Here is a 19,996-nt window from a genome sequence, read left to right on the forward strand (position 1 = left end):
CGGATTCGAACCATCGAAGGCAGTGCCGGCAGATTTACAGTCTGCTCCCTTTGGCCACTCGGGAACCCCTCCAGGGTATTTTTATACTTAAAAGACGTTTTCCCAACGCATCTCTCAAGTGCGGAGCGCATCATAGCAAACTCAGTAAAGCTGTAAAGATTTTTCTTAGAATTTTGAATTGAATGCTGCCTTTTTCAACAAAGAAGGCGAGAATTGAGCATAAAGCGTATTAAAACAACAGCTAAACTTACACTTTATTTCTCTCTCTTTACACTCATTGACGTTTTTATACCGTATAAGAGAGTACAATACGCACAGTTTTTCTAGGCAGAATAATAAACAATGAAGAATAAAATAATTCTGAGCATTTTGTCGCTTTCCATTATGGCGAGCGCACCAGCAGTGAGCGCTACTCGGCAAGGTCCATCCGCCGTCACCGTTGTGACTGAACAAGTTCAAACACATCAAGTTTCGCAATCTTTATCCTTGGTCGGTAAGTTGCAAGCGGAGCAATCCGTGGTGGTTTCTCCCGAGGTGGCCGGAAAAGTCGATAAAATCGCCGTCAAAGCGAATCAGGAAGTGTCGCAAGGGCAGTTGCTGATCCAATTGAATGATGACAAAGCTAAAGCCGCACTCGCCGAAGCAAAAGCTTATTTGAAAGATGAACAGCGAAAGCTAAAAGAATTCACCCGTCTGGCGAAGCGTAACGCGATCACTCAAACCGAAATCGACGCGCAAAAAGCCAGTGTAGAGATTGCGCAGGCGCGTCTGGACGCGGCTAATGCCGACATTCGAGACCTACACATCAGTGCGCCATTTGCTGGCACGGTTGGTTTTATCGACTTCAGTGTCGGTAAGATGGTCAGTGTCGGCGCGGAGCTATTAACTTTAGATGACCTTGCTGTGATGCGCTTAGACCTGCAGATCCCGGAACGTTACCTTTCTCAACTTGCGACCGGAATGAACGTGACAGCGACAACATCGGCTTGGGGTAATAAAACTTTTGAAGGCAAAGTAGTTGGCATCGACTCGCGCATTAACCAAGAAACGCTCAATCTGCGTGTGCGTATCCATTTTGATAATCCGAGCCGTTTACTCAAACCGGGTATGTTGGTGGCGGCCAATATCGATTTTCCGCCTCTAGAAGCGCCAATCATCCCAGTGCAGGCGCTTGAGTACTCAGGGACAAAACGTTATGTGTACGTTGTAGGTGATGATGCGAAAGCTAAACGCACAGAAGTCATTCTAGGCGCTCGTGTTGGTAATCAAGTTGTGATTGAGCAAGGTTTGGAGATCGGACAGAAGATCGTCGTACAAGGCATCGTCAATATGCGTGATGGCTCGAGCGTTGCTGAGTTAGGTGCAGACGGTAAACCGAAGACCGACAAGAAAGAGGGCAGTGAATAATGCTGTTGTCTGATGTTTCAGTTAAAAGGCCTGTCGCCGCGGTCGTTCTGAGTCTGCTGCTGTGTGTCTTTGGTATCGTGTCGTTCAGTAAATTGGCTGTGCGTGAAATGCCAGATATCGAAAGTCCGGTGGTCTCGATCAGTACGCGCTACGAAGGGGCGTCGGCAACGATCATTGAAAGCCAAATTACCTCGGTATTAGAAGACCAATTATCCGGGATCAGCGGCATCGATGAAATTTCGTCCACCACACGTAACAGCAGTTCACGGATTACTATAACGTTTGAGTTGGGTTATGACCTCAATACTGGGGTCAGTGATGTGCGAGACGCGGTGGCGAGAGCGCAGCGTTCACTACCCGATGAGGCCGACGATCCGATTGTTTACAAGAATAATGGTTCTGGTGAAGCGTCACTTTACATCAATCTCAGCTCTTCTGAGATGGACCGAACCCAGCTAACTGACTACGTTGAGCGAGTATTGTTAGACCGTTTTAGTTTGATCTCCGGGGTGAGTTCGGTAGATATCTCGGGTGGTCTGTACAAAGTGATGTACGTGAAGCTAAAGCCTGAACAGATGGCGGGTCGTGGTGTAACGACATCGGACATTACCTCAGCTTTGCGTAGCGAAAACTTAGAAAGTCCGGGCGGCGAAGTGCGAAATGACCAGATTGTTATGTCGGTCAGAACCGCACGCAGCTACAACCAAGTAGAAGATTTCCAATACTTGGTGATTAAGCGTGCCAGCGATAACTCACCTATCTATTTGAAAGATGTCGCGGACGTGTATATCGGTGCGGAGAACGAGAACTCGACCTTTAAGAGCGATGGTGTGGTCAACGTGAGTATGGGGATTGTGCCTCAGTCTGATGCGAATCCACTTGAAGTCGCAGATCTGGTTCACTTAGAAGTGGAACGTATCCAGAAGTTCTTGCCAGAAGGCACGCGTCTGGCGATTGATTATGACTCGACGGTGTTTATCGACCGTTCGATTTCAGAAGTCTACAACACCTTATTTATTACTGGTGGTCTGGTCATTTTGGTGTTGTACATCTTCATCGGTCAGGCAAGAGCAACGCTGATCCCTGCGGTTACTGTACCCGTCTCTTTGATTTCATCGTTTATGGCCGCCTACTACTTTGGCTTTTCTATCAACTTGATTACGTTGATGGCGTTGATTCTTTCGATTGGTTTGGTGGTGGATGACGCCATCGTGGTGGTTGAAAACATCTTCCACCATATCGAGCAGGGAGAAAAACCGCTGCTGGCCGCTTACAAAGGCACCCGTGAAGTGGGCTTTGCGGTTGTAGCGACCACGTTAGTACTGGTAATGGTATTCCTGCCGATCTCGTTTATGGACGGTATGGTGGGACTGTTGTTCACCGAGTTTTCGGTGTTGCTGGCGATGTCGGTGATCTTCTCGTCATTGATCGCTTTGACGCTCACGCCAGTGCTGGGCAGTAAACTGCTTAAAGCAAACGTGAAACCGAGCCGCTTTAGCGTGTTCGTCGAAAAGATGTTCCACCGTTTGGAAAACGGTTATCGCAACCTGTTGAAGCGTGCGCTGCATTGGAAATGGGCGGCGCCGTTGATCATCTTAGCCTGTGTCGGTGGTAGTTGGGGGCTGATGCAACAAGTACCTTCACAACTGACGCCTTCTGAAGACCGTGGCGTATTGTTGGCGTTTGTCCGTGGTGCGGATGCAACCAGTTACAACCGCATGTCGGCAAACATGGACTTGGTGGAAGAGCGCTTGCTACCGTTGCTTGGTCAGGGCTTCCTCAAATCATTCAGCATTCAATCGCCAGCATTTGGCGGTAATGCGGGTGACCAGACCGGCTTTGTGATTATGATTCTTGAGGATTGGGATGAGCGAGATGTCACAGCTCAGCAAGCTCTGGGACAAATTCGCCGTGCGTTAGCGGGCATCCCCGATGTCCGTGTCTTTCCGTTCATGCCAGGCTTTCGTGGCGGCTCTAGCGAACCAGTTCAGTTCGTGTTAGGTGGTTCGGATTATCCCGAGCTTAAGCAATGGGCTGAGGAGCTAGAACGTTTAGCGGAAGAGTCACCATTGATGGAAGGCGCTGAGATCGATTACTCGGAGAAAACGCCGGAGCTGGTGGTGACGGTTGATAGACAACGCGCGGCTGAATTAGGCATTAGTGTCGCGGATATTTCCGACACGCTAGAAGTGATGCTTGGCGGTAAAAGTGAAACTACGTTTGTTGAGCGCGGTGAAGAATATGATGTTTACCTGCGTGGTGACGAGAACAGCTTTAACAATGCCTCCGATCTGAGCCAAATTTATCTGCGTACCGCTTCTGGTGACTTGGTTACGCTCGACACAGTGACCAAAGTTGAGGAGGTTGCGTCGTCGATTCGCTTGTCGCACTACAACAAACAGAAGTCGATCACCATTACCGCTAACTTAGCGAATGGCGCGACGCTGGGTGATGCGCTTGATTATCTCGACCAAAAAGCGATTGAGCTGCTACCAGCCGATATTTCAGTGAGTTATTCCGGAGAGTCAAAAGACTACAAAGAGAACCAATCCAGTGTGTTGGTGGTGTTTGCTTTAGCATTGCTAGTGGCTTACTTAGTGCTGGCGGCGCAGTTTGAAAGCTTTATCAACCCACTAGTGGTGATGTTTACCGTGCCAATGGGCGTATTTGGTGGCTTCTTGGGCATGTTCATCATGGGGCAAGGACTCAACATCTATAGCCAGATCGGTATGATCATGTTGATTGGTATGGTGACGAAAAACGGTATTTTGATCGTGGAGTTTGCCAACCAATTGCGTGACCGAGGTTTTGAGTTTGAAAAAGCGATTGTCGATGCGGCAGCACGCCGACTACGCCCAATCATGATGACCGCCTTTACCACGTTGGCTGGTGCGATTCCGCTGATCATTTCGAGTGGTGCGGGTTACGAAAGCCGTGTTGCGGTGGGTACGGTTATCTTTTTCGGTATGGGCTTTGCGACGTTAGTTACCTTGTTCGTTATCCCCGCGATGTACCGATTGATTTCGGCGAGTACTCAATCTCCGGGTCACGTTGAAGCTGAACTCAACAAAGAACTGAGCCACGACGTTAAAGCACGCGCTTCTCACTAATGTTTTTTAGCCAACAAAAAGCCCGCTAATGCTGCGGGCTTTTTAGTATTCATCAGGTTTAACCGTAGTTTACTGTGTAGCGGGTTGGTTTGTGATTCATCGCCAACACGACGTTAAGCAAGATAGCGCCGACGATCGATAGGCCTATCACTTGCGGTGACACAAAGAAGAACGACGCGATCAAAATGCTAATGTCGATCGCAAGTTGCGATTTTCCGACTGAAATACCAAATTTATCCTGAATGAACAGACATAATACGTTGAAGCCACCGAGGCTTGAGCGGTGTCTGAACAGGATCAGCATTCCTAAGCCCATCAATAAACCGCCTGCGACGGCGCAATACACTTCGTTGATGGTTTCCAGTTTAATGACCAAATACAGGTGGTCGGCAAACACCGATACTAAGCCTCCCGAAATGGCGCTGTTAATCGCAAAGCGTGTACCGAAGCGCTTCCATGCCAGCAAGTAGAAAGGACTGTTCGCTAGAAAATAAAGCGTACCAAATGAGAGAGGCACAAATTGTGTGAACAGCAGCGCCAGACCTGTCGTTCCGCCAGTGAGCAAGTTTGCAGACTGGAGGAAGAAGACGCCCTGAGCGACGAGAAACGTACCAGTAAGGATCGCAATCCAATCTTCTTTGCGTGAGTGTTTTTCCATCAAATTGAAACTTTAACAGTAGATAATGGCGCGAATACTATTGAAAAAATGAGGATTTCGGTAGCTTGAGAGCCAAATTTAAGGTAAACCTATGTAATTATCGTTTTACGGGGTGTAAAGGATAAAATTGACATATCTCTGCCAATTGAGGTTTGAGATATGCCAATTATGACGCCTCTTGAAAATCATTATGAAAAATCTGCATGAGAAAAATTAGAATTTTCTCTTTATGACCCAGATCAAATTATGTAAAATGCGCGCCATTAGGTTGATGCAAACGTTTGCGTCAGAGTCGTAAGTAGGTTTTTTGCAACTTTAAGTCTTAATCTGAGTCAGGAGATACAGATGCTAAAGCGTGATATGAACATCGCGGATTACGATGCGGAACTATTCGCAGCTATCCAAGAAGAAACTCTTCGCCAGGAAGAACACATCGAACTAATCGCTTCAGAAAACTACACAAGCCCACGTGTAATGGAAGCTCAAGGTTCTCAGCTAACAAACAAATACGCTGAAGGTTATCCAGGCAAGCGCTACTACGGTGGTTGTGAGTACGTGGACAAAGCTGAATCTCTAGCGATTGAGCGTGCATGCAAACTGTTTGGTTGTGAGTACGCGAACGTTCAGCCACACTCTGGCTCTCAAGCTAACAGTGCGGTTTACATGGCGCTTCTTAACCCGGGCGACACAGTTCTAGGTATGAGCCTAGCGCACGGTGGTCACCTGACTCACGGTTCTCCTGTAAACTTCTCTGGTAAGCATTACAACGTTATCCCTTACGGTATCGATGAAGCTGGCCAAATCAACTACGACGAAATGGAAGCCTTAGCGCTTGAGCACAAACCTAAGATGATCATCGGTGGTTTCTCAGCATACTCTCAAATCGTTGATTGGAAGCGCATGCGTGAAATCGCAGACAAAGTGGACGCTTACCTATTCGTCGATATGGCGCACGTTGCTGGCCTTATCGCGGCAGGGGAATACCCAACGCCAGTTCCACACGCACACGTTGTGACTACAACAACGCACAAAACGCTAGCAGGTCCACGTGGTGGTCTTATCCTGTCTAACGCTGGCGAAGACATGTACAAGAAACTGAACTCAGCCGTTTTCCCTGGCGGTCAAGGTGGTCCACTAATGCACGTTATCGCTGGTAAAGCAGTAGCGTTCAAAGAAGCAATGGAGCCAGAGTTTAAAGCTTACCAAGCGCGCGTAGTGAAAAACGCAAAAGCGATGGTGGCTCAGTTCCAGGAACGTGGCTACAAGATCGTATCGAACGGTACAGAGAACCACTTGTTCCTTGTTGACCTAATTGACAAAGACATCACAGGTAAAGATGCTGACGCGGCACTAGGTGCAGCAAACATCACGGTAAACAAGAACTCGGTACCAAACGACCCTCGTAGTCCGTTTGTTACTTCTGGTATCCGTGTTGGTACTCCAGCAATTACTCGCCGTGGCTTCACTGAAGAAGACGCAAAAGAGCTAGCAAACTGGATGTGTGACGTATTGGATAACATCGGTAACGAAGAAGTTATCGAAGCGACAAAACAGAAAGTTCTCGCTATCTGCAAGCGTCTACCAGTTTACGCATAATCTGTCGCTTAGCTGATTGATTTGAAAAAGCTCCTTTTAGTTACTGTTTACAGTGGTTAAGGAGCGTTTTGTTAGCTAGGCAGTTTGAAAAACAAAAGGGTCGATGTAAAAACATCGACCCTTTTTTATATGTATAACGCTGAGGTTACTTAGTAATGCTCAGTAACGTGCCGGACTTACACTTAAACGAGTAGTACTTGCGGCTTTCGCTGAATTTACCCAGACCTTCACCATCACAGTAGTCGATGTTGATATCACGCATCGTCTCTAGTGTATCTTCGCTATCCAAAGCAAACTTAGAGCCGTCAGAACAAGAGATACGAACACGGCCATCATCGCTGACTGAGTACAACTCGACTTCGGTATTACACAGTTCAAAAGAAGCTTCACGGAAATTGTCTTGCTGTGTATTGGACGAGCAGCCCGCTGCAAGTGCGCTAAGTGCGATAGCAATAAACCCTAGTCTTTTCATAGTATTCCCAGTTATTTTTTTAGTGATAGAGCTAAGCCTATAGAAGAGTCGGTTTTCATTCAAGAATGGAAATGAAAAAGGCTGACGTTATCGGTCAGCCTTTAGAATATTATTTTAGTTGCATAAAGCGATTAGCTTACTTCAACACCTTGAGCTTGAAGGTCTGCGTGGTACGAAGAACGTACGAAAGGACCACAAGCGGCGTGGGTGAAGCCAAGTTCTAGCGCGATCTCTTTAAGCTCATCGAACTCTGATGGTGGAACGTAACGCTCAACTGGCAAGTGGTGACGGCTTGGCGCTAGGTATTGGCCTAGTGTCAGCATAGTCACGCCGTGTGCGCGCAGATCTTTCAGTACTTCAACGATCTCTTCTTTCGTTTCACCAAGACCCATCATCAGACCAGACTTAGTTGGAACGTCAGGGTGCTGCTCTTTGAACTTCTTAAGTAGCTCTAGTGACCATTTGTAGTTCGCACCTGGACGCGCTTTACGGTATAGACGAGGCGCAGTCTCTAGGTTGTGGTTAAATACATCTGGCGGATTGTCTTTCATTAGGTCCAGCGCCACATCCATACGACCACGGAAGTCTGGTACCAGAGTTTCAATCTTGATGTTTGGATTAAGAGCACGAATCTCACGATTACAGTCAGCAAAGTGCTGTGCGCCGCCATCACGTAGATCATCACGGTCTACTGAGGTGATCACGACGTATTTCAGTTTCATGTCTGCGATGGTTTTTGCCAACTTTTGCGGCTCTTCAGCTTCCGGAGGAAGAGGGCGGCCGTGGGCAACGTCACAGAAAGGACAACGACGAGTACAGATAGCACCAAGAATCATGAAGGTCGCAGTACCGTGGTTAAAGCACTCTGCCAAGTTCGGGCATGATGCTTCTTCACACACTGAGTGAAGGTTATTCTTACGCATCGCCGATTTGATATCTTGGATGCGCTGGCTGTCAGATGGCAGCTTGATCTTCATCCAGTCTGGCTTGCGCAGAATTTCTTTTTGCTCAGTTGGCATATTCTTTACAGGAATCAGTGCCATCTTATCAGCGTCACGGTATTTAACGCCTTTTTCCATTTGGATTGGTTTACTCATGCTCTTTTACTTCTCTTACTTCGTATCGCGTAGGGCGGCTTCTGTGCTGAATTCTACTTGCTCGTAACCAAGCAAAGTCACAAGTTCTTTGACCAGAGTCTGTTCGACTTGCTGAAGATCTGTTGGTCCACCAAGTTGGCTCACTTGAACCATTTCCATACCTGCATAGCCACATGGATTGATACGTAAAAACGGCGTGAGATCCATATTTACGTTTAATGCCAAACCATGGAAAGAGCAGCCTTTGCGGATTCTTAATCCTAAAGAGCAGATCTTTTTACCATCAACATAGACGCCGGGCGCATCTGGGCGTGCCGCTGACTCAATATTGTAATTCTTTAGCGTGTTAATCACGAGATTTTCGATCGTAGTGACGAGGTCTCGTACGCCTAACTTTTTACGACGGAGGTTAATCAGGAAATAAGCTACAAGCTGACCTGGACCATGATAGGTTACCTGGCCGCCACGGTCACTTTGCACCACTGGGATGTCACCTGTATTCAACAGGTGCTCTTCTTTACCCGCTTGGCCTTGTGTAAAGACAGGGTTGTGCTCTACAAGCCACACTTCATCACGGGTTTCGTCAGTTCGGTTGTCTGTGAAGTCATGCATTGCTTGCCAAATTGGCTCGTAATCCTGTCTTCCCAAATGCTTAACTACCAGCTGGTTTTGCATTCCCGATCCTATCGTCTATTAATAAAGTTCCCGGATTATAAACTGCTTCTGGTTTTTCAACTATATGCCAGTAACACATTTTTAACCTTAGAGAATTTGTAGGATTATTATCTAATTGATATTTAAAAAGAAAGCAGCTCGTGCTGCTTTCAAATAAAATTGAACTTATCAAATAATATTATAAAACCATGCGTACAATATCAATTTCACCCAACTCTTTGTACAGGATCTCAACCTGTTCAATAGAGGTTGCAGTGATATTGATAGACACTGAGTGGTAATTGCCCTTAGCGCTAGGCTTAACTTTTGGGCTGTAATCACCTGGAGCATGGCGTTGGATCACTTCAAGAACCTTCTCTGGTAATTCTGGTTTCGCGTGGCCCATTACTTTGTAAGTAAACGAGCACGGAAACTCTAGCAGGTCTTTCAGTTTTGCGTCTGAGTTAATAGTCAGCATAGGAAACTCCAAGTTGGAAAGTCGTTTTAGCAGCGCGGAATAGTACTGCTAATACCGGTAAATCTCAAGCGACCACGAGTTTTACCTCATGAAACAAAAAAGCCGCATTCAGCGGCTTTTGGGCAGAATTTTGATAACCAATTGAATCGTATGAGTTGTTTAAAAGTTAAACAACAAATCGGTTGTCAAACTCACAATCAGTCTGGCTTAGAAGAAGCTCTTAAATAGCATTACAATGTAATCCCATAGACGGCTGAACAAGCTACCTTGTTCGACATCTTCAAGCGCAAGAAGTGGGTATTCCGCGACATCGCTACCATCTAGTTGATAGTATAGTTTACCAACTACGTCACCTTTCATAATTGGGGCTTCAAGTTCTTTTTCAAGTACGAAGCTTGCTTTTAGGTTCTTAGCTTGGCCGCGTGGAAGTGTTACGTAAGTATCTTGATCTAGACCCAGAGCCACAGTGTTTTTGTCGCCCATCCAGATTTTTTCTTCAACGAAAGTTTCGCCTGCTTTATGCGGTGCAACCGTTTCGAAGAAACGGAAACCGTAGCTCAGAAGTTTTTTGCTTTCTGACTTACGAGCGTTCTGGTTCTTAGTTCCCATCACTACGGCAACTAGACGCATTTGACCTTCAGTCGCTGAGCTGACAAGACTGTAACCTGCGTTGCTGGTATGGCCGGTTTTAATGCCGTCCACATTCATGCTTTTATCCCAAAGTAGACCGTTACGGTTGTACTGGGTGATACCGTTGTAAGTGAATTTCTTCTCAGAGTAGATACGGTACTCGTCAGGCACATCGCGGATCAGTGCGCTACCTAGCAGAGCCATATCGTAAGGCGTTGAGTATAGGTCTGGGTTATCTAGACCGTGAACGTTGGCAAAATGCGTGTTCTTCATGCCAATCGTATCTGCCCACGCGTTCATTAGGTCAACGAATGCATCTTCAGAACCAGCGATGTGTTCAGCCATTGCAACACACGCATCGTTACCTGATTGAATGATGATACCTTTGTTTAGGTCTTCGACTTTTACTGTGGTGCCGACTTCGATGAACATTTTCGATGAGTCAGGGAAGTTCTTTGCCCACGCATTTTTACTGATGGTGACGTCGTCTTGCAGAGAAATGTTACCGCGCTCAAGCTCCTGGCCGATAACGTAACTCGTCATCATTTTGGTCAAGCTTGCTGGAGACAGCTTGGTGTTCATTTCTTTCTCAGCCAGAACTTTGCCTGAATGGTAATCCATCAGGACATAGCCTTTAGCGGCGATAAGTGGTGCGTCTGGTACAACAATTGGCGTTGCAAAAGCAGAAGATGCAAAGGTTGCAGAAAGCGCAATAGAAGTGGCAAAAACGGATTTGATTAGCGTTGTTTTTTTCATATTGACTACAGATTTGTCTTTAACTGTCCATATCTTAACAGAATCAACTGTATAGGCTAGTGTCGCAACAAAAGCCGAATAAGTTAAGACTTATAAGGATTTAATAAACGCACTCGGAAAACCGAGTGATTTTACTTGTTCTAAGGTCTTTTGTGTCAGCATATAGTCATCGAATGGACCCAGTAGCACTCGGTGTTGGCTGTTATCTGAGTTGATGTAGCTTCCCACAGAGAGTTTTTGACCTAAATCTTGCGCAAGAGTTCGCACCCGATCTTCATGTTGCGAAGATGCCACCTGAATCGCGTACTTTGGTAAGGCTTTTTGCTTGCGCGCATCGGTGGGTTTATCCACGGTGATGACTTTAATTGAGACGTTTGCCGTCCCTGTGCGAATCACATCCAGTTTGGTTGCCGCCGCGTAGCTCAGGTCAATGATACGCCCCGGATGAAATGGACCGCGGTCGTTGACGCGCACAATCGCTTTACGGCCGTTGTCTTTGTTGGTGACTTCAACGTAACTCGGCAGTGGTAGCGTTTTATGTGCGGCAGACATCGAGTACATGTCATAGACTTCGCCGTTTGAGGTCAAATGACCGTGGAACTTTTTTCCGTACCACGATGCTTGGCCTTCTTCGGTGTGTCCTTTGGCATCTTTGATGATGGTGTAGCGTTGGCCACGTAAGGTGTAGTCGCTGTTACCACCACGGCTGTAAGGTTCATACTGAGGATGAGCATCTTCAATATGGTTAACCGAAATCGGGCTGTCTGGCGCAATATCATCGTCGATCGTATAGCGTTTTGAAGGCGAAGAAGAGCAGCCTGCAAGAATAACGCTTGCACTTACTATTGCCAGCAGGTGTTTGTGATTCATCATTACGTCGCCTTAGAAAACGCTTTTCTGTGTGTATGGATAGACATAAGAATGCCGAAGCCGGCCATCAGCGTCACCATCGACGTGCCGCCATAGCTGATCAGTGGTAGTGGCACACCTACAACGGGTAAGATACCGCTCACCATGCCGATGTTTACAAACACATAAACGAAGAAGCTGAGGACGATACTGCCTGCCATCATGCGACCAAAAGCGGTTTGTGCTTTGCTGGCCATAAATAGACCACGTCCGATGATAAACAGGTATAGGCTGAGTAAGCCTAAAATACCAATCAAGCCCCACTCTTCTGCGATCACAGCGAAGATAAAGTCGGTATGACGCTCAGGTAGAAACTCCAACTGGGATTGTGTTCCCTGAAGCCAGCCTTTACCAGCAATACCGCCAGAACCGATAGCAATCTTACTTTGAATAATGTGGTAGCCCGCACCAAGAGGATCGGACTCTGGGTTAAATAGCGTTCTTACCCGTACTTTTTGGTATTCGCGCATCAGGAAAAACCACAGAATCGGTAAAAACGCGCCAAGTGCACACGCCGCGCCGAATATGATTCGCCAGCTGATACCCGCTAAAAAGATAACAAAGATGCCTGAAGCAGCAATAAGAATCGATGTACCCAAGTCCGGTTGTTTGGCGATCAGGATAGTCGGCACAAACACCATCACCAGTGACATTACCAGCGTTTGGAATGTGGGTGGTAGTGGGCGCTTACCAATGTAACGCGCGACCATCAATGGTACCGCGAGTTTGAGTAGTTCAGATGGCTGGAAGCGGACAAAACCTAAGTTAAGCCAGCGCTGCGCGCCTTTGGACGCTTCGCCAAAAAACAGCACTCCGAGTAGCAGTGCCACGCCGGAAAAAAATACCAGTGGTGCGAGTGTTTCATAGGTTCTTGGCGGGATTTGGGCAAGTAACAGCATGACACCAAGTGACAAGCCCATGCGCATTGCCTGGCGTTCCATCATCAATAGGTTTTGTCCGCTGGCGCTGTACATGACGACTAAGCCAAAGCCCATCAGCACCAAGATGCCAAGCAGCATGGTTAAATCTATATGGAAGCGTTCGAAAAGGCCTCGGTTTTGACCGGTCGCTGGGTTCAAATCCATTATTTTGCTGCCTCTTTTCTCTCTACGAGCACATGGTCAAAGATCTTACGTACCACAGGTCCACCTTGGGAAGAGCCACCTCCCGCATTTTCCAGAACCATAGTGACAATCAACTCTGGGTCATCCACCGGAGCAAAACCAGTAAATAGGGCGTGATCACGCAAGTGCTCTGCGATTTCGTCGGCGTTGTATTCCTCATTCTCACCTAAGCCAAATACCTGAGCGGTACCTGATTTACCTGCGCTGACATATTTGGTTTTGTAGAACGCGCGGCGCGCGGTGCCTTTCTTACCGTGGTTAACCAAACGCATGCCTTCAATTGCGATATCCCAGTAACGCTTAGGTACACCAGTAATCGGTGGGTAGCTTTCAACTTCAGACAGTGTTTGTGTCTCAAATCGTTCGCCGTTTTCGATCGTAGCTCGTAGTAGGTGAGGAGCGAGTACTTTACCACGATTAACCAATACAGATGTCGCTTTCGCTAGCTGCATTGGTGTTGCGGTCCAGTAACCTTGCCCAATACCGACCGGAATTGTATCGCCCTGATACCAAGGTGTGCGGTGTCGTGACATCTTCCAGTCTCGAGTCGGCATATTGGCTTTGCTCTCTTCGTAGATATCGATGCCAGTGTAATCGCCAAAGCCAAACATCATCATCCAGCGTGAAATGCGGTCGATGCCCATGTCATATGCAATCTGATAAAAGAAAGTATCCACCGATTCTTCAATCGATTTAACGATGTTGACTTTGCCGTGTCCCCAACGTAACCAGTCACGAAATGGTTTGGTTTTAGAGTTCGGAATCCGCCAATAACCTGGGTCATTACGTGTTGTGTTCGGCGTAACCACCCCTTCTTCCAACGCAGCCACAGCCATAAATGGTTTAATGGTCGATGCTGGTGGGTAAATGCCTAATGTAGCTCGGTTAACCAGTGGACGGTTTTTGTCGTTGAGTAACGCGCTGTAGGCTTTGCCGGAAATACCGTGTACGAACGCGTTCGGGTCGTAACTAGGACTTGATACCATCGCTAGCACGCCGTTGTCTTTTGGATCGAGCACAACTATGCTGCCCCGGCGTGAATCCAGTAAGCCATGTACATACAACTGTAAATCGATATCAAGGTTGAGAACAATGTCTTTGCCCGGAACCGGCGGGACATACTTCAAGGTGCGAATGATACGGCCGCGGCTGTTCACTTCTACCTCTTGGTAGCCTGCGGTACCGTGGAGTAAATCTTCGTAGTAACGCTCGATGCCCAACTTACCGATATCGCGAGTTGCCTGATAGTTGGCGTCTTTCTCTTCTCGAATCAAACGTTGCATATCGCGGTCGTTGATACGCGAGACATAGCCGATTACGTGAGTGAGTACTTCGCCAAACGGGTAGTTGCGTTTTAGTGCTGCGTTGACTGCGACGCCTGGAAATTTATGTTGGTTGACCGAAAACTTTGCCACTTGCTGTTGGGTAAGCTGGTTAAGTATTGGTACGGACTTAAAGCGACGTGTCTGCACACGCTCTTTGTGGAAGCGTTCGATTTGCTCTGGTGTGATGGTCAAGATTTGCTGTAGACGTGCAATTGTATCGTCCATATCATCGACTTTTTCTGGCGTGATTTCTAAGCTAAAAACGGGCTGGTTTTCTGCCAGAAGTACACCATTACGGTCATAAATTAGACCACGATTCGGCGCGATAGGGACGACTTTGATGCGGTTGTCGTTGGAGCGGGTCTTATAATCTTGAAACTGGTTAATCTGTATGTTGTACAGGTTGGTGACCAGTATGCCCATCATAGCCACAATGCCAATGAAAGCGAAAATAGCACGGCTTTTAAACAGTCGTGCTTCTTCTTGATAGTCCCTTATTTGGGAACGCTTCCTTAACATGAATACTTATTCTCGGTGGTACGGGTGGTTAGCGGTAATGCTCCACGCTCGATATAAACTTTCTGCCATAACAATACGGACAAGTGGATGAGGTAACGTGAGAGCGGACAGGGACCAGCTTTGATCTGCCGCCGCTTTACACGCAGGAGCAAGACCTTCTGGACCACCAATCAAGATTGATACGTCACGACCATCCAATTTCCAGCTTTCCAGCTGTTCTGCCAGTTGTGGCGTGTCCCACTTTTTGCCAGGGATATCTAGAGTAACAATTCGGTTGCCCTTTGGCACTGCAGCTAGCATCGCGTCGCCTTCTTTTTGCAGAATTCTTGCAATATCAGCGTTCTTTCCGCGTTTTCCCGCTGGGATTTCAACCAATTCTAATGGCATGTCGTGAGGAAATCGACGACGATACTCTTGAAACCCTTCTTCCACCCATTTGGGCATCTTAGTGCCAACGGCAATCAATTGGATTTTCATTGATTAGCCCCAAAGCTTCTCTAGTTGGTATAGCTCGCGTTGCTCTTCTTGCATCACGTGAACGATGGTTGTGCCCATATCCAGTACCACCCATTCGCCTTCTTTTTCACCTTCAATGCCAAGCGGTTCCATACCCGCTTGCTTGGCTTCTTGTGCGACATGGTCGGCGATAGAAGACACGTGACGTTTTGAAGTGCCAGTGCAGATGATCATGTAGTCAGTAATGCTGGATTTACCCTGAACATCAACGGTTTTGATGTCTTGCGCTTTCATATCATCGACTTTATCGACTAAAAAATCATTGAGCTCTTCAAGTTGCAAGGTGTTGTCCTCGTTGTATCAATTAGGTTCAAATTTGGGCGGCGAAGTATATCACGCTTTTTTAGTGCTTCATTGGTGGTTGGCACATCTCAGCGCCTAACTGGTGCAATAGTGGCCAGCTAGATTCATCATACTGGGTCTTGACCAGAAGCTCTATCTTCGCCAATAACTGGATTAGGCGGCGCAGGTCACTCATCTTCAGGCGGTTCAACGCGGCTGAGTAGAGTGGTCGCTTAGATTGCCATACCTTGAATTGGTCAAAGACTTTGCCCATCGGCACGCTTTGTAGCATCTGCTGCATTGAAAGCAGTTGGGAGAGTTCTTTTTGCACCGTTCTCGCCAAAATGACCAGCTCTACGCCTTCTGCTTCTAGTTGGCGCATGATGCGTTGCGCACGATTAGCTTTGCCAGCGAGCAGGGCGTCTATCCAATGGAACGCCGTAAAATGATTGTGTCGGCTGAGAGATTCTTCCAGTCGAATCAAGTTTAGCTGTCCGTCTGGGTAAATCAGCGCTAGTTTCTCCAAGCTTTGGGTTAACGCAAACAAGTTACCTTCGTGCCATTGTGCCAGCATTTTTACCGCTTCAGGGTCTGGCTTGAGGTTTAACGCACGGCAACGCGCTTGGACAAATTGAGGTAAGCGCTGGATGTCTGGAGTAAGGCAATTGACCCAACAACCTTGTGCTGATAGTGCTTTAAACCATTTGGTATTTTCTTGTGCTTTGGTCAGCTTGGTGCCGACGATCACTAAAATGATGTCGCTATGCAGTAACTCACTGAGTGCGACCAGCTCTTTGGCGATTGCGGCGTTCACGCCCGTTTCTGGTAGCTCTAATTCTATGATTTGGCGAGCCGAGAACAAGCTCATCGCTTGGCACGAGTCGTAAACCGGGCTCCAATCGAAATAATTATCGATAGAGAAACGGTGGCGCTCTTCAAACCCTTGGGCGAATGCAGCTTTTTGAATCGCCTGACGCGACTCTTGCAGCAGAAGTGGCTCGTTACCAAAGATTAAGTAAGTTGGGTGAAGCTGCTTGTTGAGCTGCTCCACCAAGCGATCAGCGAAAATTCGCATAGTGTTCCCTTACTGAGCTGAAGTTGATAACTCGTTCAGGTCAACTTCTTTGTTACCCACATAGGTTTTGATCTGATATTGCTGATCGTCTTGAGTTATTTCTGTTTCAGCAACTTCGTCATCGAAACGGTTGCGGGCTAAATCGGCTTTCAAACGTGCCATCTGACGAACAATCTGCGTGGCTGCCAGCTTGCGCATTTCGTCCTCAATCATGTCACGCTCTACCGATTTAGCCAGTGCGCTAAGCGGGTTATCCAAGTAGCTGCGGGTTACGCTGGTTGAGAGGGTTTTGGCGCCTAACCCTGGTGCGGTTACGCGGTATGACGCGCGGAATGTCAGTTCTTTTTCCGCTGCCCGCGCAGTTTGGTATAGCGATAGTGTGCGTTCACTAATTGATTCACCGATAAGGTGCAGGTTCGGTACGTTTGATGCTGGTGGCACGATTTCCACTTCGCTTAAACGCAGTTGGCCTTTCATCATGCGAGTAAAGTTACTGTATTCATCGTAACTGGTGAGGGACAAGGTGTTGAGTGACTCTGGAATTGAGTAGTCACCACGTAGGTGAAAACCACAGCCTGCAAGTAAACTGGCGACAAGTACCGCCGTTGTAAGCTTAATAGAGGAGAAAGATAACAGACGCGATGCTCTACGAAACATAGATTGATGGCTCTCAATTAATTATTGGATTATTTATCTCAGACCACTCAAGGAATAAGCTGAGATAAATAAAGCAGGGCGTGGTCACACCCTGCTTAAGACTATATGGCGATAAATTAGTTCGCTACGATATTCAGAAGTTTACCAGGAACGTAAATTACTTTACGTACGGTTAGACCTTCTGTGAATTTCACAACGTTTTCATCGTTCAAACCTAACTCTTCAACGTGCTCTTTGCTTGCATCAGCTGCAACGGTTAGTTTTGCACGCAGCTTGCCGTTAACTTGAACAACGATAGTTTTTTCGTCTTCAACTAGCGCTTTCTCATCAAACGTTGGCCACGCTGCGTTGTCGATGTCTGACTCGCCAAGCACAGTCCATAGCTCGTATGAAATGTGCGGAGTGATTGGGTAAAGCATCGCTACAACCGCTTTTAGCGCTTCATCAAGAATTGCACGATCTTGCGCAGATTCTTGAGGTGCTTTCGCTAGCTTGTTCATCAGTTCCATGATTGCTGCGATCGCGGTGTTGAACGTTTGACGACGAGCGATATCGTCAGTCACTTTCGCGATCGTTTTGTGAACGTCACGACGAAGTGCTTTTTGGTCACCAGACAGTGCTGTTGCATCAACTGCTTCTGCTGCGCCTTTCTCTGCGTGTTCTTTAACGAGTTTCCAAACACGTTTTAGGAAGCGGTTTGCGCCTTCTACACCAGATTCTTGCCACTCAAGTGTCATGTCTGCCGGAGATGCGAACATCATAAATAGACGTACTGTATCAGCGCCGTACTTGTCGACCATCTCTTGAGGGTCGATACCGTTGTTCTTCGACTTCGACATTTTGATCATGCCTGAGTGCTCAACGTTGCGACCTTCGTTGTCGGTAGCAGAAGTGATGCGACCTTTGCCGTCACGCTCAACTTTCACGTCAGTTGGCGCAACCCACTCTTTGCCACCTTTTCCGTTCTCGAAGTAGAATGCATCTGCTAGTACCATGCCTTGGCATAGTAGCTGTTTGAACGGCTCGTCAGACGTTACGTAACCTGCATCACGTAGCAATTTGTGGAAGAAGCGTGAGTACAATAGGTGCATACAAGCGTGCTCGATACCACCAATGTACTGATCTACTGGTAGCCAGTAGTTTGCTTTTTCTGGATCTAGGATGTCGTCCGCTTGAGGTGAACAGTAGCGAGCATAGTACCAAGAAGATTCCATGAACGTATCGAACGTATCTGTCTCACGTAGCGCTGGCTCACCGTTAAAGGTGGTCTTCGCCCACTCTTTATCTGCTTTGATTGGGCTAGTCACGCCGTCCATTACCACGTCTTCTGGAAGAATCACGGGTAGCTGATCAGCAGGTACTGGATGAACTTCACCATCTTCAGTAGTTACCATTGGGATTGGTGCGCCCCAGTAACGTTGACGAGATACACCCCAGTCACGTAGACGGAAGTTAACGGTCTTAGTGCCTTTGCCTTCTGCTTCTAGCTTGGCTGCGATTGCGTCGAATGCAGCTTGGAACTCTAGGCCGTCGAATTCACCAGAATCGAACAGAACCCCTTTCTCTGTGTAGGCTGCTTCAGAGATGTCTAGCTCACTGCCATCAACTGGCTTGATGACTGGCACGATGTCTAGGCCGTACTTAGTCGCGAACTCGTAGTCACGTTGGTCGTGAGCAGGTACTGCCATAACCGCGCCTGTACCGTAGTCCATCAGTACGAAGTTTGCTACGTACACTGGTACTTCACGGCCGTTCAATGGATGAATTGCAGTAAGGCCAGTCGCCATACCTTTCTTCTCCATTGTTGCTAGCTCTGCTTCAGCCACTTTGTTGTTCTTACATTCGTCGATAAATGCAGCAAGCTCTGGGTTGTTCTCTGCGGCTAATGCTGCAAGAGGGTGACCTGCTGCGATACCTACGTAAGTCACACCCATTAGCGTATCTGGACGCGTAGTGTAAACTTCTAGGTCTTGTTGGTCCTTAACTTCAAACTTCAGTTCAACACCTTCAGAGCGACCAATCCAGTTGCGCTGCATGGTCTTAACCATTTCTGGCCAACCTTCAAGCTTGTCTAGATCGTCAAGTAGCTCTTGAGCGTATTCAGTGATCTTGATGAACCACTGAGGGATCTCTTTTTGCTCTACTGGAGTATCACAACGCCAGCAGCAGCCGTCTTCAACCTGTTCGTTCGCTAGAACCGTTTGGTCGTTTGGACACCAGTTAACAGAAGATGTCTTCTTGTAAACTAGGCCTTTTTCATAAAGCTTGGTGAAGAACTCTTGTTCCCAACGGTAGTACTCAGGCGTACAAGTTGCGAACTCACGATTCCAGTCGTAGCCAAAACCTAGCAATTTAAGCTGGTTTTTCATGTATTCAATATTTTCGTAAGTCCATGGCGCAGGTGCAGTGTTGTTTTTTACCGCTGCATTTTCTGCTGGTAGACCGAACGCATCCCAACCGATTGGTTGCATTACGTTTTTGCCTTGTAGGCGTTGGAAACGAGATACTACGTCACCGATGGTATAGTTGCGCACGTGACCCATGTGTAGTCGACCACTTGGGTAAGGGAACATAGATAGACAGTAGAATTTTTCTTTATTTGGGTCTTCACTTACAACAAAGGTCTTGTTGTCATCCCAGTGCTTTTGAACTTTCTGTTCAATGTCTTGTGGGTTGTATTGTTCTTGCATCGATGATATCCGGTTATCTTGGAATTTGTGAGTTCGGTTAG

The 19,996-nt window shown here is 47.3% G+C and carries 17 protein-coding genes; 3 read left to right on the plus strand and 14 right to left on the minus strand.

Features of this window, described 5'->3' with window-relative positions:
* The first annotated feature begins 342 nt into the window (after positions 1-342).
* Together HCZ42_RS15760 and vexH are read left to right on the plus strand one after the other, a co-directional pair.
* Positions 343-1,407, plus strand: a complete 1,065-nt coding sequence (locus HCZ42_RS15760) for an efflux RND transporter periplasmic adaptor subunit (protein WP_167421602.1) — start codon at positions 343-345, stop codon at positions 1,405-1,407.
* On the plus strand, positions 1,407-4,517 hold the full coding sequence (vexH, locus tag HCZ42_RS15765) for a vibriobactin export RND transporter permease subunit VexH (protein ID WP_167421604.1): 3,111 nt from the start codon (positions 1,407-1,409) through the stop codon (positions 4,515-4,517). Before HCZ42_RS15760 ends, vexH begins: the two co-directional genes overlap by 1 nt.
* Before the next feature lie 58 nt (positions 4,518-4,575).
* Here the strand turns inward: vexH and HCZ42_RS15770 are convergent, their stop codons facing one another.
* On the minus strand, positions 4,576-5,175 hold the full coding sequence (locus tag HCZ42_RS15770; protein ID WP_167421606.1) for a YitT family protein: 600 nt from the start codon (positions 5,173-5,175) through the stop codon (positions 4,576-4,578).
* Positions 5,176-5,520: 345 nt separating this feature from the next.
* Here HCZ42_RS15770 and glyA point away from each other — a divergent pair, with 345 nt between their 5' ends.
* A complete protein-coding gene (gene glyA, locus HCZ42_RS15775) occupies positions 5,521-6,771 on the plus strand; it encodes a serine hydroxymethyltransferase (protein ID WP_053409393.1) in 1,251 nt (416 codons plus the stop codon).
* 145 nt (positions 6,772-6,916) lie between these two features.
* Here the strand turns inward: glyA and HCZ42_RS15780 are convergent, their stop codons facing one another.
* From HCZ42_RS15780 to leuS, 13 genes are all read right to left on the minus strand, one after another.
* Positions 6,917-7,243 (minus strand): hypothetical protein, encoded by a 327-nt coding sequence (locus HCZ42_RS15780; protein ID WP_167421608.1) that lies wholly within the window; start codon positions 7,241-7,243, stop codon positions 6,917-6,919.
* A 131-nt stretch (positions 7,244-7,374) separates the two neighbouring features.
* A complete protein-coding gene (lipA, locus tag HCZ42_RS15785) occupies positions 7,375-8,340 on the minus strand; it encodes a lipoyl synthase (protein ID WP_167421610.1) in 966 nt (321 codons plus the stop codon).
* A 15-nt stretch (positions 8,341-8,355) separates the two neighbouring features.
* The gene (gene lipB, locus HCZ42_RS15790; RefSeq protein WP_053409396.1) at positions 8,356-9,015 is read right to left on the minus strand and encodes a lipoyl(octanoyl) transferase LipB; all 660 of its coding nucleotides are present in this window, start codon (positions 9,013-9,015) and stop codon (positions 8,356-8,358) included.
* A 178-nt stretch (positions 9,016-9,193) separates the two neighbouring features.
* Positions 9,194-9,472 (minus strand): DUF493 family protein YbeD, encoded by a 279-nt coding sequence (gene ybeD / locus HCZ42_RS15795; RefSeq protein ID WP_167421612.1) that lies wholly within the window; start codon positions 9,470-9,472, stop codon positions 9,194-9,196.
* A 207-nt stretch (positions 9,473-9,679) separates the two neighbouring features.
* Entirely contained in the window at positions 9,680-10,858 is a 1,179-nt protein-coding gene (locus HCZ42_RS15800; protein ID WP_167421614.1) for a serine hydrolase, read from the minus strand.
* A gap of 90 nt (positions 10,859-10,948) precedes the next feature.
* Positions 10,949-11,731 (minus strand): septal ring lytic transglycosylase RlpA family protein, encoded by a 783-nt coding sequence (locus HCZ42_RS15805; RefSeq protein ID WP_167421629.1) that lies wholly within the window; start codon positions 11,729-11,731, stop codon positions 10,949-10,951.
* Positions 11,731-12,852: a rod shape-determining protein RodA gene (rodA, locus tag HCZ42_RS15810; protein ID WP_167421631.1), complete on the minus strand. Its 1,122-nt coding sequence runs from the start codon at positions 12,850-12,852 to the stop codon at positions 11,731-11,733. The genes HCZ42_RS15805 and rodA overlap by 1 nt, the downstream gene beginning before the upstream one ends.
* Positions 12,852-14,735 carry a penicillin-binding protein 2 gene (gene mrdA, locus HCZ42_RS15815; protein WP_167421633.1) on the minus strand — a complete coding sequence of 628 codons (1,884 nt, stop codon included), beginning with the start codon at positions 14,733-14,735 and terminating at the stop codon, positions 12,852-12,854. Before mrdA ends, rodA begins: the two co-directional genes overlap by 1 nt.
* Before the next feature lie 6 nt (positions 14,736-14,741).
* The gene (rlmH, locus tag HCZ42_RS15820; protein ID WP_167421635.1) at positions 14,742-15,212 is read right to left on the minus strand and encodes a 23S rRNA (pseudouridine(1915)-N(3))-methyltransferase RlmH; all 471 of its coding nucleotides are present in this window, start codon (positions 15,210-15,212) and stop codon (positions 14,742-14,744) included.
* Between the two features lie 3 nt (positions 15,213-15,215).
* On the minus strand, positions 15,216-15,533 hold the full coding sequence (gene rsfS / locus HCZ42_RS15825; RefSeq protein WP_167421638.1) for a ribosome silencing factor: 318 nt from the start codon (positions 15,531-15,533) through the stop codon (positions 15,216-15,218).
* Positions 15,534-15,594: 61 nt separating this feature from the next.
* A complete protein-coding gene (gene holA / locus HCZ42_RS15830) occupies positions 15,595-16,608 on the minus strand; it encodes a DNA polymerase III subunit delta (protein ID WP_167421640.1) in 1,014 nt (337 codons plus the stop codon).
* A 9-nt stretch (positions 16,609-16,617) separates the two neighbouring features.
* Entirely contained in the window at positions 16,618-17,265 is a 648-nt protein-coding gene (locus tag HCZ42_RS15835; protein WP_167421641.1) for an LPS-assembly lipoprotein LptE, read from the minus strand.
* Positions 17,266-17,381: 116 nt separating this feature from the next.
* Complete coding sequence (gene leuS / locus HCZ42_RS15840; RefSeq protein ID WP_167421643.1) at positions 17,382-19,955, minus strand: leucine--tRNA ligase; 2,574 nt, start codon at positions 19,953-19,955, stop codon at positions 17,382-17,384.
* Between the last annotated feature and the right edge of the window lie 41 nt (positions 19,956-19,996).

It is taken from the genome of Vibrio hepatarius (assembly GCF_011806575.1).
GTDB lineage: Bacteria > Pseudomonadota > Gammaproteobacteria > Enterobacterales > Vibrionaceae > Vibrio > Vibrio hepatarius_A.

What these genes read in the sequence shown, in the direction of transcription:
- rodA (WP_167421631.1), bottom strand. Translation starts at nt 12,852, where the DNA reads ATGGATTTGAACCCAGCGACCGGTCAAAACCGAGGCCTTTTCGAACGC.
- HCZ42_RS15800 (WP_167421614.1), bottom strand. Translation starts at nt 10,858, where the DNA reads ATGAAAAAAACAACGCTAATCAAATCCGTTTTTGCCACTTCTATTGCG.
- HCZ42_RS15805 (WP_167421629.1), bottom strand. Translation starts at nt 11,731, where the DNA reads ATGATGAATCACAAACACCTGCTGGCAATAGTAAGTGCAAGCGTTATT.
- HCZ42_RS15770 (WP_167421606.1), bottom strand. Translation starts at nt 5,175, where the DNA reads ATGGAAAAACACTCACGCAAAGAAGATTGGATTGCGATCCTTACTGGT.
- lipA (WP_167421610.1), bottom strand. Translation starts at nt 8,340, where the DNA reads ATGAGTAAACCAATCCAAATGGAAAAAGGCGTTAAATACCGTGACGCT.
- HCZ42_RS15780 (WP_167421608.1), bottom strand. Translation starts at nt 7,243, where the DNA reads ATGAAAAGACTAGGGTTTATTGCTATCGCACTTAGCGCACTTGCAGCG.
- glyA (WP_053409393.1), top strand. Translation starts at nt 5,521, where the DNA reads ATGCTAAAGCGTGATATGAACATCGCGGATTACGATGCGGAACTATTC.
- HCZ42_RS15760 (WP_167421602.1), top strand. Translation starts at nt 343, where the DNA reads ATGAAGAATAAAATAATTCTGAGCATTTTGTCGCTTTCCATTATGGCG.
- mrdA (WP_167421633.1), bottom strand. Translation starts at nt 14,735, where the DNA reads ATGTTAAGGAAGCGTTCCCAAATAAGGGACTATCAAGAAGAAGCACGA.
- lipB (WP_053409396.1), bottom strand. Translation starts at nt 9,015, where the DNA reads ATGCAAAACCAGCTGGTAGTTAAGCATTTGGGAAGACAGGATTACGAG.
- holA (WP_167421640.1), bottom strand. Translation starts at nt 16,608, where the DNA reads ATGCGAATTTTCGCTGATCGCTTGGTGGAGCAGCTCAACAAGCAGCTT.
- rlmH (WP_167421635.1), bottom strand. Translation starts at nt 15,212, where the DNA reads ATGAAAATCCAATTGATTGCCGTTGGCACTAAGATGCCCAAATGGGTG.
- HCZ42_RS15835 (WP_167421641.1), bottom strand. Translation starts at nt 17,265, where the DNA reads ATGTTTCGTAGAGCATCGCGTCTGTTATCTTTCTCCTCTATTAAGCTT.
- ybeD (WP_167421612.1), bottom strand. Translation starts at nt 9,472, where the DNA reads ATGCTGACTATTAACTCAGACGCAAAACTGAAAGACCTGCTAGAGTTT.
- leuS (WP_167421643.1), bottom strand. Translation starts at nt 19,955, where the DNA reads ATGCAAGAACAATACAACCCACAAGACATTGAACAGAAAGTTCAAAAG.
- vexH (WP_167421604.1), top strand. Translation starts at nt 1,407, where the DNA reads ATGCTGTTGTCTGATGTTTCAGTTAAAAGGCCTGTCGCCGCGGTCGTT.